Origin of the sequence: Nocardia beijingensis NBRC 16342 (assembly GCF_001612785.1) — a bacterium.
Lineage (GTDB): Bacteria > Actinomycetota > Actinomycetes > Mycobacteriales > Mycobacteriaceae > Nocardia > Nocardia beijingensis.
The window spans coordinates 275,576-288,745 of record NZ_BDBC01000017.1; the positions used below are offsets into that span (position 1 = coordinate 275,576).

The following is a 13,170-nucleotide window of genomic DNA, read 5'->3' on the forward strand; positions in this document are numbered from 1 at the left end:
ATTTGCGACGGAGGCTGTGATGACGGTCGTGTTCGATTCGGACACCGTCGCGCCGCACGAGCGGGCGGCCGCGGTGGCCGCGGCGGTACAGGAGACGTCGGTCCCGTCCCATGTCGTCCTGGACGGGCCGGACGAGCGTGTGCACGCCACGTTCGACGTGTGGCGGTTCGGCGAGGCCAGCGTCGTGCGCGCCAGCACCTCGGGCATCCAGCTGATCCGGACGCCGAAGCAGGTGCGGGCCTCCCCCGCGCCCGTGCTGGCGGTCGCGGTGCAGCAGGCGGGCGACGGACGGTACGAGCAGGGCGGCGTCCAGCGCGTCCTGCGACCCGGTGACCTGCACGTCATGGACCTGAACGCGCCCTACGACTTCGGTTGGCGCGGCGACGGCGCGTCGACCTGCCTCCAGGTGCCGCTCGATCAGCTCGGCCTGCCCGCCGATCTGATCGGTCAGGCCGCGGCCAGGGTGCGGGACAGCCCGCACTACCGGCTGGTGGCCGGCCACATCGCCCAGCTGACCGCCGACGCCGACGCGCTCAGCGCCGACCCGGCCGCGGCGCTGTCGGGCTGCGCCAGCATCGAGCTGATCCGGGGACTGCTGTTGTCGGCGGGCGCGGACGACGGCAACGGATCCGTCGTGCCGTCCGACGTCCTGCTGTCCCGGATCCGCGCCTACGTCCGGCGCAACCTGGCCGATCCCGAACTCGGGGCGGAGCAGATCGCCAAGGCGCACAACATGTCGGTCCGGCAGCTCTACAAGATCTGCGCGAACACCGAGTACCGCCTAGAACAGTGGATCATCGGGCAGCGGCTGGAGCAGGTACGTGGGGAACTGGCCCGGCCGGACCAGAAGCACCGGACGATCGCGATGATCGCGCGCCGTTGGGGCTTCCGCGATCCGTCGCATTTCGCCCGGCGCTTTCGCGCCGCCTATGGGCTCTCACCCCGGGAATGGCGCAGGACTGCCTCGGGCCGGGACGAGCCGTAACGGTCAGTCGGAGGGTTTCGCCTGCTTGCCCGCGAGAGCGTCCAGACCGAGCATCGCCAGCAGTGATTCGCAGTCGGCGGCGTTCTCCGCGTAGCTGGCGACGGTGCGGGCGGCGACGGCGCACTGGCGCGCGTTCTCCGCTTTCTCCGCTGCTCGCGCCTCCGCGAACTCGCCCGGTTCATGGATGAGGGTGAAGTGTGGTGCCGAGGCCATGAGTCTCCTTGGGGGTTGGTCGCAGACTACGCGGCCGGTGCTCGCCGTGTTACCCGAACGAGACATAAAGTGCACCGCCTTGCCCGGACCGTGATCCGGTGCATGAATGGCACATGGCGGAGAGGTCACGCGCGATCGGCCTCCGTCCTGTGCCACGCGCGAGTCGCGGATCAGCCGAGCAGGTCGCGGACGACGCCGTCGGCGAGCAGACGGCCGCGGTCGGTGAGCACGAGCCGGTCGTCCGGGGTGCGAAGGGCGAGGCCGTCGGCGACCACGCGGTCGACGGCGGCGAGCGCGGAGGCAGCCAGCTCGGCCATGGGCAGGCCGGTGCGCAGCCGGACGGCCAGCATGACCCGCTCGGTGTAGCGCTCGTCCGCGCTCAGCGCCTCCCAGCCCGCGGCGGGCAGCCCGCCCCCGCCGACGCGATCGGCGTACCGAGCGGGGTGTTTCACGTTCCACCACCGCACCCCGCCGACGTGACTGTGCGCGCCGGGCCCGGCGCCGAGCCAGTCTCCGCCGTCCCAGTAGCCGAGGTTGTGCCTACAGACCGCCGCGTCGTCGACGGCCCAGTTGGACACCTCGTACCAGCCGAATCCCGCCGAGCGCAGTCGCGCGTCGATGCGCTCGTAGCGGGCGGCGAGCACGTCCTCGTCGGGCGCGGGCAACTCGCCACGGCGCACCCGCCGGGCCAGCGCGGTGCCGTCCTCCACGATCAGCGAGTAGGCCGAGACGTGATCGACGCCCGCGCCGAGCACCGCGTCCAGGCTGGCGTCCAGATCGGCGTCGCGCTCACCCGGCGTCCCGTAGATCAGATCGAGGTTGACGTGCTCGAATCCCGCGGCCCGCGCCTCCAGCGCTGCGGCGACCGCACGGCCGGGGGTGTGCGTGCGGTCGAGCACCTTGAGCACGTGGGCCGCGGCGGACTGCATGCCGAGCGACACCCTGGTGAACCCGGCGGCGCGGATGCGCTCGAAGAATTCCGGCGAGGTCGATTCGGGATTGGACTCCGTGGTGACCTCCGCCCCGGCGGCGAGGGTGAACTCGGCGCGCACGGCGTCCAGCACCGCGGCGAGCCCGTCGCCGCCCAGCAGCGAGGGCGTCCCACCGCCGACGAAGACGGTGGACACTTCCGGCGTCGCGGTGGGCAGCGCCGCGAACTCCGTGGCCGCGGTCGCCAGCTCGCCCCGCAACGCCGTCAGCCACGACTGCGGCGAGGCCGAGGTGCCGAGTTCGCCCGCGGTGTAGGTGTTGAAATCGCAGTAACCGCACCGCGTGGCGCAGAACGGCACGTGCACATAGATCCCGAACGGCCCGGCGCCGAAGTCGCGTAGCACCGGAGCGGAGGTGTCGGTGCTCGCGGTGGCGGCGGAAGAACTCACCTGTCCAGTGTGAACGTCGCCGCGACCGCGCCGGCGGCCGGGACTCCGGTACTCACCGGACACCCCGGCTCACCCGGAGGCGACCACCATTCGAAGCCCGGTTCAGTCGGCCACGACCGGGGTGTTCTGGTTCGCGGTGAGCAACCACCGGCCGTCCTCCTTGCACATGACGTACATCGGGCTGCCTTCGCTGTCCAGCACGCCGTCGGCGGTGAAATAGCGCTGGCGCACCTTCACCGCCGCCACGTCCGGGCGGATGAACAGCACGTGCTCCACTTCGTAGGTCGCCGTGCCGTGCGCGGTGGCTCCCGGCAGCACCCGGTCGGTGAACTCGGCGATCGCCGCCCGCCCATAGAGCCGTTTGCCGTGCCCGGTGGTCCAGATCGCGTCCGCGCGGAACAGCGCGATGAATTCGTCGACCAGCTCGTTGCGCTGGGCGTGCTCGACGCTCGCGACCACCGCGCGGATGGCTTCGAGTTCGGCGGTGGTGTCGACAGCTGCGGTACTCATGGCGTCGAGCGTCCAACCTCCACTCCACTCGAGGTCAAGCGAGGTGCGCGACATCACAGATGGGGCGGTGGCCTTATCACGCGCCCGATCGGGGCCGTGAACTATGACTGCCGTCACAAACCGGGTCGAGCGTCCAGGGGATTTCCCGCTGAATCGCGGGAAATACTGGACATGGGGTCGGAAGGCCATCGCTGACGTGGCACAATAGGCCGCATGCGCGCTTTGGAGATTCGACTGGTGGCCCGTCGCCACGTCGATTACAAGCGCGTCTGTAGCGCCTGCTGTCTGCCCGGTTCCCCCCGGTAGCTCAGCGCGCCAGATCCCCGGGTCCCCGGCGATCCCGACTTCATCGGCCCGCTGACACCGCAGGCGTGAGTCAGCCCCTCGCGCCCCTCAGCAGGATGTACCACCCACCCCGCAGGAGCGACCCCATGACGTCGAGCGCCGACGCCGGTCCGACCGATCAGCCCACGCCCGAATCCCAGCCGGAGCGCCGCGTGCGCCCCGAGCGCCCGGCCTCCGAACGCCGGGTGCGCCCGGATCGGCCGCGTCCGGAGGCGACCACCACCGGACCCCGCGCGCGCACCGGCAAGCCCGTGCGCCGCAAGGCCGAGGGTCAGTGGGCGCTGGGTTACCGCGAGCCGCTGAACCCGAACGAGCAGTCCAAGAAGGACGACAACCCGCTCAACGTCCGGGCCAGGATCGAGAACATCTACGCCAAGACCGGCTTCGACGGCATCGACAAGGGCGACCTGCGCGGCCGGTTCCGCTGGTGGGGCCTGTACACCCAGCGCGAGCAGGGCTACGACGGCAGCTGGACCGGTGACGAGAACATCGACCTGCTCGAGGCCAAGTACTTCATGATGCGCGTCCGCTGCGACGGCGGCGCGCTGAACCTCGCGCAGCTGCGCACGCTCGGCCAGATCTCCACCGAGTTCGCCAGGGACACCGCGGACCTGTCCGACCGGGAGAACGTGCAGTACCACTGGATCGAGGTGGAGAACGTCCCCGAGATCTGGAAGCGGATCGAGGCGGTCGGCCTGAAGACCACCGAGGCGTGCGGCGACTGCCCGCGCGTGGTGCTCGGCTCGCCGCTGGCGGGCGAGTCGCTGAACGAGGTCATCGACCCGACGCCGGCGATCGAGGAGATCGTGCGCCGCTACATCGGCAAGAAGGAGTACTCCAACCTGCCGCGCAAGTTCAAGACCGCGATCTCCGGCCAGCAGGACGTGGTGCACGAGATCAACGACGTGGCGTTCATCGGCGTCGTGCATCCCGAGCACGGCCCCGGCCTCGACCTGTGGGTCGGCGGCGGCCTGTCCACGAACCCGATGCTCGCCAAGCGGGTGGGCGTGTGGGTGCCGCTGGATGAGGTGCCGGACGTGTGGGAAGCCGTCGTGTCGATCTTCCGCGACTACGGCTACCGCCGCCTGCGCACCAAGGCGCGCCTGAAGTTCCTGATCAAGGACTGGGGCATCGAGAAGTTCCGCCAGGTGCTGGAGGACGAGTACCTGAAGCGCAAGCTCATCGACGGTCCCGCGCCCGAGCAGCCGACCAAGCCGATCGACCACGTCGGCGTGCAGCGGCTGCGCAACGGACTCAACGCCGTCGGCTTCTCCCCCATCGCGGGGCGGGTGTCGGGCACCGTCCTGACCAAGGTCGCCGACGCGGTCGAGCGGATCGGCTCCGATCGCATCCGCTTCACCCCGTACCAGAAACTGATCGTGCTCGACGTGCCCGACGACCGGGTCGACGCGCTGATCGACGAGCTGGAGCCGCTCGGCCTGCAAGCGCGGCCATCGCTGTGGCGGCGCAACCTGATGGCCTGCACCGGTATCGAGTTCTGCAAGCTCTCCTTCGCCGAGACGCGCAAGCGCTCCCAGGCGCTGGTGCCGGAGCTGGAGGAACGGCTGGCGGATATCAACGCGCAGCTCGATGTCCCGATCACGATCAACATCAACGGCTGCCCGAACTCCTGCGCGCGCTCGCAGATCGCCGACATCGGGTTCAAGGGCCAGCTGGTCGACGACGGCGCCGGGAATCAAGTGGAGGGCTTCCAGGTTCACCTCGGCGGCAGCCTCGGCTTCGACAGCGCGTTCGGGCGCAAGCTGCGCCAGCACAAGGTCACCACCGGCGAACTCGGCGACTACATCGACCGGGTGGTGCGCAACTTCGTCAAGCAGCGTACGGACGGCGAACGGTTCGCCCAGTGGGCGGTCCGCGCCGACGAGGCCGACCTGAGATGAGTGTCGACGGGAGATCAATTGTGACAACCGAACTCGCGGAAAAGCTGTCCGAGGACGAGCTCCGCGCCATCGCCGCGCGCGGCGCCGCCGAACTCGACGGCGCCTCGGCGACCGAACTCCTGCAGTGGACCGAGGACACCTTCGGCGGGAACTACATCGTGGCCTCCAACATGCAGGACGGCGTGCTGGTGCACCTCGCCGCGGGCGTGCGCCCCGGCGTCGACGTGCTGTTCCTCGACACCGGCTACCACTTCGCCGAGACCATCGGCACCAGGGACGCGGTGGAGGCCGTGTACGGGGTGAACGTGGTCAACGTCCGGCCGGAACACTCGGTAGCCGAACAGGACCGGCTGCTGGGCAAGGATCTGTTCGCCCGCGAGCCGAACGAATGCTGCCGGTTGCGCAAGGTCGTCCCGCTGAAGAAGTCGCTGGCGGGCTACAACGCCTGGGTCACCGGCATCCGCCGGGTGGAGGCGCCGACCCGCGCGAACGCGCCGCTGATCTCGTTCGACGAGGCATTCGGACTGGTGAAGATCAATCCGATCGCGCCGTGGTCCGACGACGAGATGCAGGACTACATCGAAAAGCACGGCATCCTCGTCAATCCCCTGGTGGAGGAAGGGTATCCGTCCATCGGCTGCGCTCCGTGCACACGGAAGCCGGAGCCGGGATCCGATCCGCGAAGCGGCCGTTGGGCCGGCCTCGCCAAGACCGAATGCGGGTTGCACCAATCATGACCGAAACGATTCGTAGCGAACGTTCGCTCGGCATCACCGATTTCGACACCCTCGCCGCGCTGGAATCCGAGGCGATCCACATCTTCCGTGAGGTGGCGGGCGAGTTCGAGCGGCCGGTGATCCTGTTCTCCGGCGGCAAGGACTCCACCGTGCTGCTGCATCTGGCGCTCAAGGCGTTCTGGCCCGCGCCGCTGCCGTTCGCGCTGCTGCACGTCGACACCGGGCACAACCTGCCCGAGGTGCTCGAGTTCCGGGACAAGGTGGTCGAGCGCTACGGCCTGCGCCTGCATGTGGCGAAGGTGGAGGACTACCTGGCCGACGGCAGGCTCACCGAGCGCCCCGACGGCATCCGCAACCCGCTGCAGACCGTTCCGCTGCTGGACGCGATCAGCGAGCACCGGTTCGACGCCGTGTTCGGCGGCGGCCGCCGCGACGAGGAGCGCTCGCGCGCCAAGGAGCGGATCTTCTCGCTGCGCAATGCCTTCGGCCAGTGGGACCCGAAGCGGCAGCGCCCCGAGCTGTGGAACCTGTACAACGGCCGCCACGCGCCGGGTGAGCACGTGCGGGTGTTCCCGCTGAGCAACTGGACCGAGCTGGACATCTGGCGCTACATCGCCCGCGAGGACATCGACCTGGCGAGCATCTACTACGCGCACGAGCGTCCGGTGTTCCTGCGCGACGGCATGTGGATGACGCCCGGCGTGTGGGGCGGCCCGCGCGAAGGCGAGGTGCTGGAGACCAGATCGGTGCGCTACCGCACCGTCGGCGACGGCTCCTCCACCGGCGCCGTCCTTTCCGACGCGGCCGACAACGAGGCGATCCTCGCCGAGGTGGCCGCGTCCCGACTGACCGAACGTGGTGCGACCCGCGGCGACGACCGCGTCTCCGAAGCCGCGATGGAAGACCGCAAGCGAGAGGGTTATTTCTGACATGTCCGACCTATTGAGGCTGGCCACCGCCGGTTCTGTCGACGACGGCAAGTCCACTCTGGTCGGACGCCTGCTCTACGACACGAAATCCGTTCTGGCCGACCAGATCGACGCCGTCACCCGCGCGTCGGTGGACAAAGGTCTCGCCACCCCGGATCTCTCGCTGCTCGTGGACGGGTTGCGCGCGGAACGCGAACAGGGCATCACCATCGATGTCGCCTACCGCTACTTCGCCACTCCGCGCCGCTCTTTCGTGCTCGCGGACACCCCTGGGCACGTGCAGTACACCCGCAACACCGTGTCGGGCGCGTCCACCGCGCAGCTGGTGATCCTGCTCGTCGACGCGCGCAAGGGCGTCATCGAGCAGACCCGAAGGCACGCCGCCGTGCTGGCGCTGCTCGGGGTGCCGAAGCTGGTGCTCGCGGTGAACAAGATCGACCTGGTCGACGACGCCGCGGGCGTGTTCGCCGCCATCTCGGCGGAGTTCAACGAGCTCACCAGCACGCTGGGCTGGTCGAGCGAGGATGTGCTGGAAATCCCCGTCTCGGCGCTGCACGGCGACAACATCGCCACCCGGTCGGACAACACCCCGTACTACGACGGTCCGTCGCTGATCGAGCACCTGGAAGCGGTGCCGGTGGACGCCGACACCACCGGCGACCACGACCTGGGCCTGCGGTTCCCGGTGCAGTACGTGATCCGGCCGCGCACCGCCGAATACCCGGACTACCGCGGCTACGCCGGACAGATCGCGGCGGGGGCCGTCGCCCCCGGCGACGAGGTCGTGGTGCTGCCATCGGGCATCCGCACGACCGTGGAGCGGATCGACACCCCCGACGGCGAACTCGCGGTGGCACAGGCCGGACGCAGCGTCACCCTGATCCTGGCCGACGACGTCGACATCTCCCGCGGCGACATCATCGCCTCGGCCGCCGACGCTCCCGAGCCGATCGACACCTTCGACGCCACCGTGTGCTGGCTGGGCGACAAGCCGCTGCGTCCCGGCGCACGGCTGCTGCTCAAGCACGGCACCCGGACCACCCAGGCGATCGTCGGCACGCTGCTGGAGCGCTTCGACGAACAGCGCCTGGCGGCCGATCCGAACCCGGAATCGTTGGAACTCAACGACATCGGGCGCATCTCGGTGCGGGTCGCGGAGCCGATCGCGGCCGACGACTACCGGCTCAACCGGCACACCGGCAGCTTCCTGCTGATCGATCCGGCGGGCGGCAACACGCTGGCGGCCGGTCTGGTCGGCGACGTGCTGACCGCCGTCGAGGTCGGCACCGGAGCCTGACATGGCGGTGTCGCGAGTGCTGTTCGGCACGCCGGTCCCGGGCGCGACCGCCCCGGCGGGCCGTGCGGGCTGCGCGACTTCCCGCGGCGGCCATCCGTCCGCGCTCGACGGGAGCCCGGCGCGACCGCCCGCGCTGATCGCGGTGGCCCACGGCAGCCGCGATCCGCGATCGGCGGCCACTGTCGCGGCGGTGGTCGGCGCCGTCGCCGCCGCTCGGCCGGACCTCGACGTCCGGACGGCGTTCCTCGATCTCACCGCCCCGTCGGTCGAACAGGTCGTCGATGCCGTCGCCGCCGACGGGCACACGCATGCGGTGGTGACGCCGCTGCTGCTCGGCAGCGCCTTCCACGCCAGAGTCGATCTGCCCGGTCTGCTCGCCGCGGCAGGCGCCCGCCATCTCGGGTTGCGCCTGACCCAGGCCGACGTGCTCGGCGTGGACGCCGCACTGGTCGGCGCGCTGCGCGACCGCGTCCTCGCCGCCGCGCACAGCCTTCCGGATCGGCGTCCTGGCGTCGCGGTCGCGGCGGTCGGATCGTCGTCGGCGGCGGCCAACGCCAGGACCGCCGAGGTGGCTGCCCGCTTGGCCGCGCGCACCGGGTGGCGCACCGAAATCTGCTTCGCGACCACCGAACCTTCGGTCTCGGAGGCGATTTCGCGCCTGCGCGACCGCGGCGCCGACCATGTGCTGGTCGCTCCCTGGTTCCTCGCGCCGGGATTGCTGACCGATCGCCTGGTCCAGGCGGCGCCGGAGGCCGTCCACGCCGACGTGCTCGGCGCGCATCCGGCTCTCACCGAGGTCATCCTGGATCGCTATCACGCGGCGATCGCGGATACGCGGGCGCTCTCGGCCTGACCGGGCGTTCCCGCCGCGCTTCCGCGACGACGACGCGAGCGTCCCGGCGCCGCCGCCGCGTGCTAGGAACGGTGGCATGGCCGAGTCGTTCCGCACCACCTCCTGCGCCAGCCACGGGCACCCCGAGTTCACCATCCTCTGCACCGAGCCGCTGCTGCCAGGGATGGAGAACTGGCTGCTGTCGTATCTGGAATCCACCGTCGCGGCGGGCACGCGCTACCAGCCCGGCGAGACGATCCGGGTCGGCTGGAATCTGGTGCGGGTGCGCGGCCGCGCCGACGGCACACTGGGGCTCGCCGAACGCACCGATGCCCAGACCTGGGCCGAGCAGGTGGACCGCACGCTGCGCGATGTGTGGTACCAGCGCGAAGTCGCGGCCGGTGTCGGTTTGGCCGATCATCTGGATTTCCCCGGCGAGGACCAGCAGGCGATCGTCTCGTCGTGCGGGCTCGAATCACCGGTGCTCGTGCTGGCCCGCACCGCGACCGACGACCCGGAGTCCTCCGGCTGGTCGGTCGAGTGCTTCGAAGACCACGCGCACCGCGCGTCGTACTACACCACGCTGCTCGAGCTGGCCACCGCCATGCCCTTCGCGGTGCAGTTCTTCGCGCTTCCCGCCGCGACGACGGTGCTGATCGAAAGCCCCGAGATCACCCCCACCGGCACCATCCGGCCACACATCGTGGACGCCGAAGGCGTGGAAATGTACCCGATTCCCGGCTCCTACCTGGACTACTTGGTCCACGGCTCGCCGGGCGACTGATCCGTCCGGCCACGGCGGCAACCGCGCCGCAGGAGCGAATGCGCGGCCAGACAAGAGACCCATCGAGACCACTTCCCACGCCTGCCGGGTGACAGCGCCCCCGGTCCCTGTGGCGGCCACGGAATGCCGCACCGGCTCAGCCCAGCAGATCGTCGACGATGGCTCGGGCAGTGGTCACGCCCGGCTCGTCACCCATCTGCCGTGCGGTGTGCGCCGCGGCGATCACCGCGTCCAGTTGGAAGGCGACGGCCTCGGCGGATCTGCCGTCGAAATGTCCCTGCTCTTGGGCGCGGCGAATCTCCCCGACCAGGAACGCCAGCCAGTCCCGGCGGTCCTCGGCGATGGCGTCGCGCACCGGACCCGGCCTGCTGTCGAACTCGGCGAGGGTCGCGACGCGGAAGCACCCACCGGGGAACGCGGGGTCGCTCACCTGCCCGAACCAGCGCTCGACCAGGGCGCGCAGGCGCGGCAGTCCGGCGGGCTCGCGCAGGCTCGGCGTGATGACCGCGTCGATGAAGACCTGGCGCGCGCACTGCACCGCCGCCAGTTGCAGGCTCTCCTTGCTGCCGAAGAGGGTCGCGATGCCGCTCTTGCTGACCCCGAGATCCGCGGCCAAGCGGCCGATGCTGATGCCGTTGAGGCCCTCGACGGAAGCCACGTCGGCGGCGCGGCGCGCGATCGACGCTCGCGCACGAGCACCCTTGGCCAGACGCTGATCGGACGCGCGCGCCCGGCCAGCCGCGATCACGGACTCGGTCATGAGGTCATTCTTCCACTTCACAGTTGCACATACGAACGTATGGTCGTACTTTAAGTGAACGAACGATCGTGCGTTTTATTTCCCTCCCGCTAAGGATTTCCCATGACCGACGCGTCCGTGCGGCTCACCAGCCCACCGACCGCGACCGCGGCCACTCGCACTTTGTTGATCGCCTGCGGTGCGGCCTTCATCGCCTTCCTCGACCTCTCGGTCGTCAATATCGCCTTCCCGTCGATCGCGCGGGACTACCCCGGCACGCCCACCGCCACGCTGACCTGGGTCGTCAGCGGATACGCAGTCGCCTTCGCCGCATTGCTCACCCCGGCCGGACGCCTCGCCGACGCCCTCGGCCGCCGCAGGCTGTTCCTCGGCGCGCTGGCCGGTTTCGCCGTCACCTCGCTGCTGTGCGCTCTCGCGCCGACCGCGGGGTGGCTCATCGCGGGCCGGGTGCTGCAAGGCGGCACCGCGGCGCTGATGGTGCCCTCCGCCCTCGGCCTGGTGCTGGCCGCCACGCCGCGGGAGAAGATCGGGGCGGCCATCGGGGCCTGGTCGGCCGCGGGCGGGTTCGCCGCGGTGGTCGGTCCCGCGCTCGGCGGCGCGCTGGTCGAAGGATTCGACTGGCGGGCGGTTTTCGTCATCAACGTTCCGGTGGCCCTGCTGCTCATCGTGGCGGCGGCGCGTATTCCGGCCCAGGACGGCCGCCTTTCCGCCGGCGCGTTGCCGGATCCGCTCGGCACCGTGGCGGTGGCGCTGGGGCTCGGCGGGCTGGTCGCGGGCGTCACCGAAGGGCAGCGCTGGGGGTGGACATCGGCGGGGACGCTGACCGCGCTGATCGGCGGCGGGCTGCTGGTCGTCGCCGCGCTCGTCCGTTCGGCGCGGCACCACGAGCCCGCGATCGCCGTGGACCTGTGGCGCAGCAAGCCGTACGCGCTGGCCAACGCCACGTCGTTCGTTTTCGGCGCGGCCATGTTCGCCTGGCTGCTGTCGGGACCGCTGTTCCTGGACGCGATCTGGGACTACTCGGTGCTCGGCTCCGCGGGCGCGATGACCATAGGGGCGGTCGCGTCGATGGTGACGGCGACCGTCGCGGGCCGGGTCGGCTCGCCTACGGCCAGGCGGTGGCTCGGCGTACTCGGTGCGCTCATGTTCGTGGCGTGCACCGTGTGGATGAGCACGGACGCCTTCGGCGCCACCCCCGCCCTGTGGTCGGCGTGGGTTCCGGCCGGTGTGCTCGGCGGCGGCGGCATCGGGTTCGTCGTCACGGTATTGGGCACCGCGGCGGCCGGCGCCCTCCCGCCGCGGCAGTTCGCCGCGGGCACCGGCATGAATCTCACGGCGCGGCAGGTGGGTGGCGCGCTCGGCGTGGCCGTGCTCGCCGCCGTGTTCGCGGCACGTCCCGACGATCCGCTCGGCGCGTTCCACACCGTCTTCGCCGTGTGCGCAAGCATCGCCGCCGTGGCCGCCTGCCTCGCCGCCCTACCGGTCCGCACGCCGTCCCCTTCGCCCGACAACTAGGAAACGACATGAACGACAACGACATTCGCACCGAAGCGAACGATCCCCTGCTGTTACCGCCCGCGGAACAGCGACGTCTGCTCGCCGACGCCCCGTGGCGGCGCTACGCGGTGCTGGGCGATTCCATCGCGCAGGGCGTCGGCGATCCGAGCCCGGGATACGAACCCGTCGGCTGGGCCGACCGGGTCGCGGCGGTGCTCACGTCGGTTCACCCGGATCTGGCCTACCTGAACACCGGCCGGATCGGCGCCACCTCCGCCCAGGTCATCGCCGAACAGTTGCCGTCGGTGCTCGAATTCCAGCCCGACCTGGTGCATCTCAGCTGCGGCGGCAACGACCTGTTCCTGCCCGGCGGCGACCTCGACGGGCTGCGGACCAACCTGGACACCCTGTTCGGGACGCTGGCCCGCACCGGAGCGCAGATCGTGACCTTCACCCTCGCCGACGTCTGGGAAGTCGAGCGCATGGCGCCGATGCGTCCGATGCGCGACCGGATGGCCGCGCTCAACGACCTCGTCCGCGAATCGGCCGCCCGCTACGACGCGCTTCTCCTGGAACTCTGGGACCACCCGCTGCGCCTGCGGCCCGACCTGATGAGCGCCGACCTCATCCACTTCAGCATGAGCGGTCACGCCGTGCTCGCCTCCGACATGGTGCGCACCCTGGCCGGTCACGTGCTCGTCTCGCGCTGACCGAGCCGGATGTGGTGGAGGCGCCGCCGAGGGTTGCCTCCACCACGTTCGAACGGTGACTCACCGCGCTGGGCGTTCGTGCCCGAGACGCCGTATCCGAGCGCGATCGGCGTGCGCAGCCGAGCAATTCCCTTGCTACACGACCTATGGCGCCGCGCACGAGGCGGTCGTTTTCGGTATCGGCGCTCGACCGCCCCGGTGCGGTATGCCGAACTCGGACCGCCGGTCACGGCGGCCGCCACCGATCTTCCCGCTGGCCGAGCGTCGTAAGGGCAGCGCGCGGAACCCCGG

Annotated in this window: 14 protein-coding genes; 10 read left to right on the top strand and 4 right to left on the bottom strand. The window is 70.5% G+C overall.

Annotation, left to right across the window (positions count from 1 at the left end; translation table 11 throughout):
* Window positions 1–19: 19 nt before the first annotated feature.
* Window positions 20–985: an AraC-like ligand-binding domain-containing protein gene (locus tag NB3_RS12425; protein WP_067801247.1), complete on the top strand. Its 966-nt coding sequence runs from the start codon at window positions 20–22 to the stop codon at window positions 983–985.
* Window positions 986–988: 3 nt separating this feature from the next.
* Here NB3_RS12425 and NB3_RS12430 read toward each other — a convergent pair whose 3' ends face one another.
* From NB3_RS12430 to NB3_RS12440, 3 genes are all read right to left on the bottom strand, one after another.
* Window positions 989–1,198, bottom strand: coding sequence for a hypothetical protein (locus NB3_RS12430; RefSeq protein WP_067801249.1), 210 nt, complete (start codon window positions 1,196–1,198; stop codon window positions 989–991).
* Between the two features lie 170 nt (window positions 1,199–1,368).
* Entirely contained in the window at window positions 1,369–2,577 is a 1,209-nt protein-coding gene (hemW, locus tag NB3_RS12435; protein ID WP_067801415.1) for a radical SAM family heme chaperone HemW, read from the bottom strand.
* A 102-nt stretch (window positions 2,578–2,679) separates the two neighbouring features.
* Complete coding sequence (locus NB3_RS12440; protein WP_067801252.1) at window positions 2,680–3,087, bottom strand: SgcJ/EcaC family oxidoreductase; 408 nt, start codon at window positions 3,085–3,087, stop codon at window positions 2,680–2,682.
* Between the two features lie 213 nt (window positions 3,088–3,300).
* Here NB3_RS12440 and NB3_RS36795 point away from each other — a divergent pair, with 213 nt between their 5' ends.
* The 7 genes from NB3_RS36795 to NB3_RS12470 all read left to right on the top strand — a co-directional run bounded on the left by NB3_RS36795 (window position 3,301) and on the right by NB3_RS12470 (window position 9,912).
* Window positions 3,301–3,393 (top strand): Ms4527A family Cys-rich leader peptide, encoded by a 93-nt coding sequence (locus NB3_RS36795; RefSeq protein ID WP_350909175.1) that lies wholly within the window; start codon window positions 3,301–3,303, stop codon window positions 3,391–3,393.
* A 125-nt stretch (window positions 3,394–3,518) separates the two neighbouring features.
* The gene (locus NB3_RS12445; protein ID WP_244891874.1) at window positions 3,519–5,333 is read left to right on the top strand and encodes a nitrite/sulfite reductase; all 1,815 of its coding nucleotides are present in this window, start codon (window positions 3,519–3,521) and stop codon (window positions 5,331–5,333) included.
* Complete coding sequence (locus NB3_RS12450) at window positions 5,330–6,070, top strand: phosphoadenylyl-sulfate reductase (protein ID WP_169810675.1); 741 nt, start codon at window positions 5,330–5,332, stop codon at window positions 6,068–6,070. The genes NB3_RS12445 and NB3_RS12450 overlap by 4 nt, the downstream gene beginning before the upstream one ends.
* Window positions 6,067–6,999, top strand: a complete 933-nt coding sequence (cysD, locus tag NB3_RS12455; RefSeq protein WP_067801258.1) for a sulfate adenylyltransferase subunit CysD — start codon at window positions 6,067–6,069, stop codon at window positions 6,997–6,999. Before NB3_RS12450 ends, cysD begins: the two co-directional genes overlap by 4 nt.
* Window position 7,000: 1 nt before the next feature.
* Entirely contained in the window at window positions 7,001–8,296 is a 1,296-nt protein-coding gene (locus tag NB3_RS12460) for a sulfate adenylyltransferase subunit 1 (protein WP_067801261.1), read from the top strand.
* A 1-nt stretch (window position 8,297) separates the two neighbouring features.
* The gene (locus NB3_RS12465) at window positions 8,298–9,149 is read left to right on the top strand and encodes a sirohydrochlorin chelatase (protein ID WP_084486165.1); all 852 of its coding nucleotides are present in this window, start codon (window positions 8,298–8,300) and stop codon (window positions 9,147–9,149) included.
* A 76-nt stretch (window positions 9,150–9,225) separates the two neighbouring features.
* A complete protein-coding gene (locus NB3_RS12470; RefSeq protein ID WP_067801264.1) occupies window positions 9,226–9,912 on the top strand; it encodes a hypothetical protein in 687 nt (228 codons plus the stop codon).
* A 136-nt stretch (window positions 9,913–10,048) separates the two neighbouring features.
* Here the strand turns inward: NB3_RS12470 and NB3_RS12475 are convergent, their stop codons facing one another.
* Window positions 10,049–10,672 (bottom strand): TetR/AcrR family transcriptional regulator, encoded by a 624-nt coding sequence (locus NB3_RS12475; RefSeq protein ID WP_067801267.1) that lies wholly within the window; start codon window positions 10,670–10,672, stop codon window positions 10,049–10,051.
* A gap of 102 nt (window positions 10,673–10,774) precedes the next feature.
* On the opposite strand from NB3_RS12475, the gene NB3_RS12480 reads away from it, so the two are divergent.
* A complete protein-coding gene (locus NB3_RS12480) occupies window positions 10,775–12,187 on the top strand; it encodes an MFS transporter (RefSeq protein ID WP_067801270.1) in 1,413 nt (470 codons plus the stop codon).
* A gap of 8 nt (window positions 12,188–12,195) precedes the next feature.
* A complete protein-coding gene (locus NB3_RS12485; protein ID WP_067801273.1) occupies window positions 12,196–12,879 on the top strand; it encodes an SGNH/GDSL hydrolase family protein in 684 nt (227 codons plus the stop codon).
* Window positions 12,880–13,170 lie beyond the last annotated feature (291 nt).

Excerpts from the sequence above, each read along its gene's own strand:
- NB3_RS12425 (WP_067801247.1), top strand. The coding sequence starts at position 20 with ATGACGGTCGTGTTCGATTCGGACACCGTCGCGCCGCACGAGCGGGCG.
- NB3_RS12430 (WP_067801249.1), bottom strand. The coding sequence starts at position 1,198 with ATGGCCTCGGCACCACACTTCACCCTCATCCATGAACCGGGCGAGTTC.
- NB3_RS12440 (WP_067801252.1), bottom strand. The coding sequence starts at position 3,087 with ATGAGTACCGCAGCTGTCGACACCACCGCCGAACTCGAAGCCATCCGC.
- NB3_RS36795 (WP_350909175.1), top strand. The coding sequence starts at position 3,301 with ATGCGCGCTTTGGAGATTCGACTGGTGGCCCGTCGCCACGTCGATTAC.
- NB3_RS12445 (WP_244891874.1), top strand. The coding sequence starts at position 3,519 with ATGACGTCGAGCGCCGACGCCGGTCCGACCGATCAGCCCACGCCCGAA.
- NB3_RS12450 (WP_169810675.1), top strand. The coding sequence starts at position 5,330 with ATGAGTGTCGACGGGAGATCAATTGTGACAACCGAACTCGCGGAAAAG.
- cysD (WP_067801258.1), top strand. The coding sequence starts at position 6,067 with ATGACCGAAACGATTCGTAGCGAACGTTCGCTCGGCATCACCGATTTC.
- NB3_RS12460 (WP_067801261.1), top strand. The coding sequence starts at position 7,001 with ATGTCCGACCTATTGAGGCTGGCCACCGCCGGTTCTGTCGACGACGGC.
- NB3_RS12465 (WP_084486165.1), top strand. The coding sequence starts at position 8,298 with ATGGCGGTGTCGCGAGTGCTGTTCGGCACGCCGGTCCCGGGCGCGACC.
- NB3_RS12470 (WP_067801264.1), top strand. The coding sequence starts at position 9,226 with ATGGCCGAGTCGTTCCGCACCACCTCCTGCGCCAGCCACGGGCACCCC.
- NB3_RS12475 (WP_067801267.1), bottom strand. The coding sequence starts at position 10,672 with ATGACCGAGTCCGTGATCGCGGCTGGCCGGGCGCGCGCGTCCGATCAG.
- NB3_RS12480 (WP_067801270.1), top strand. The coding sequence starts at position 10,775 with ATGACCGACGCGTCCGTGCGGCTCACCAGCCCACCGACCGCGACCGCG.
- NB3_RS12485 (WP_067801273.1), top strand. The coding sequence starts at position 12,196 with ATGAACGACAACGACATTCGCACCGAAGCGAACGATCCCCTGCTGTTA.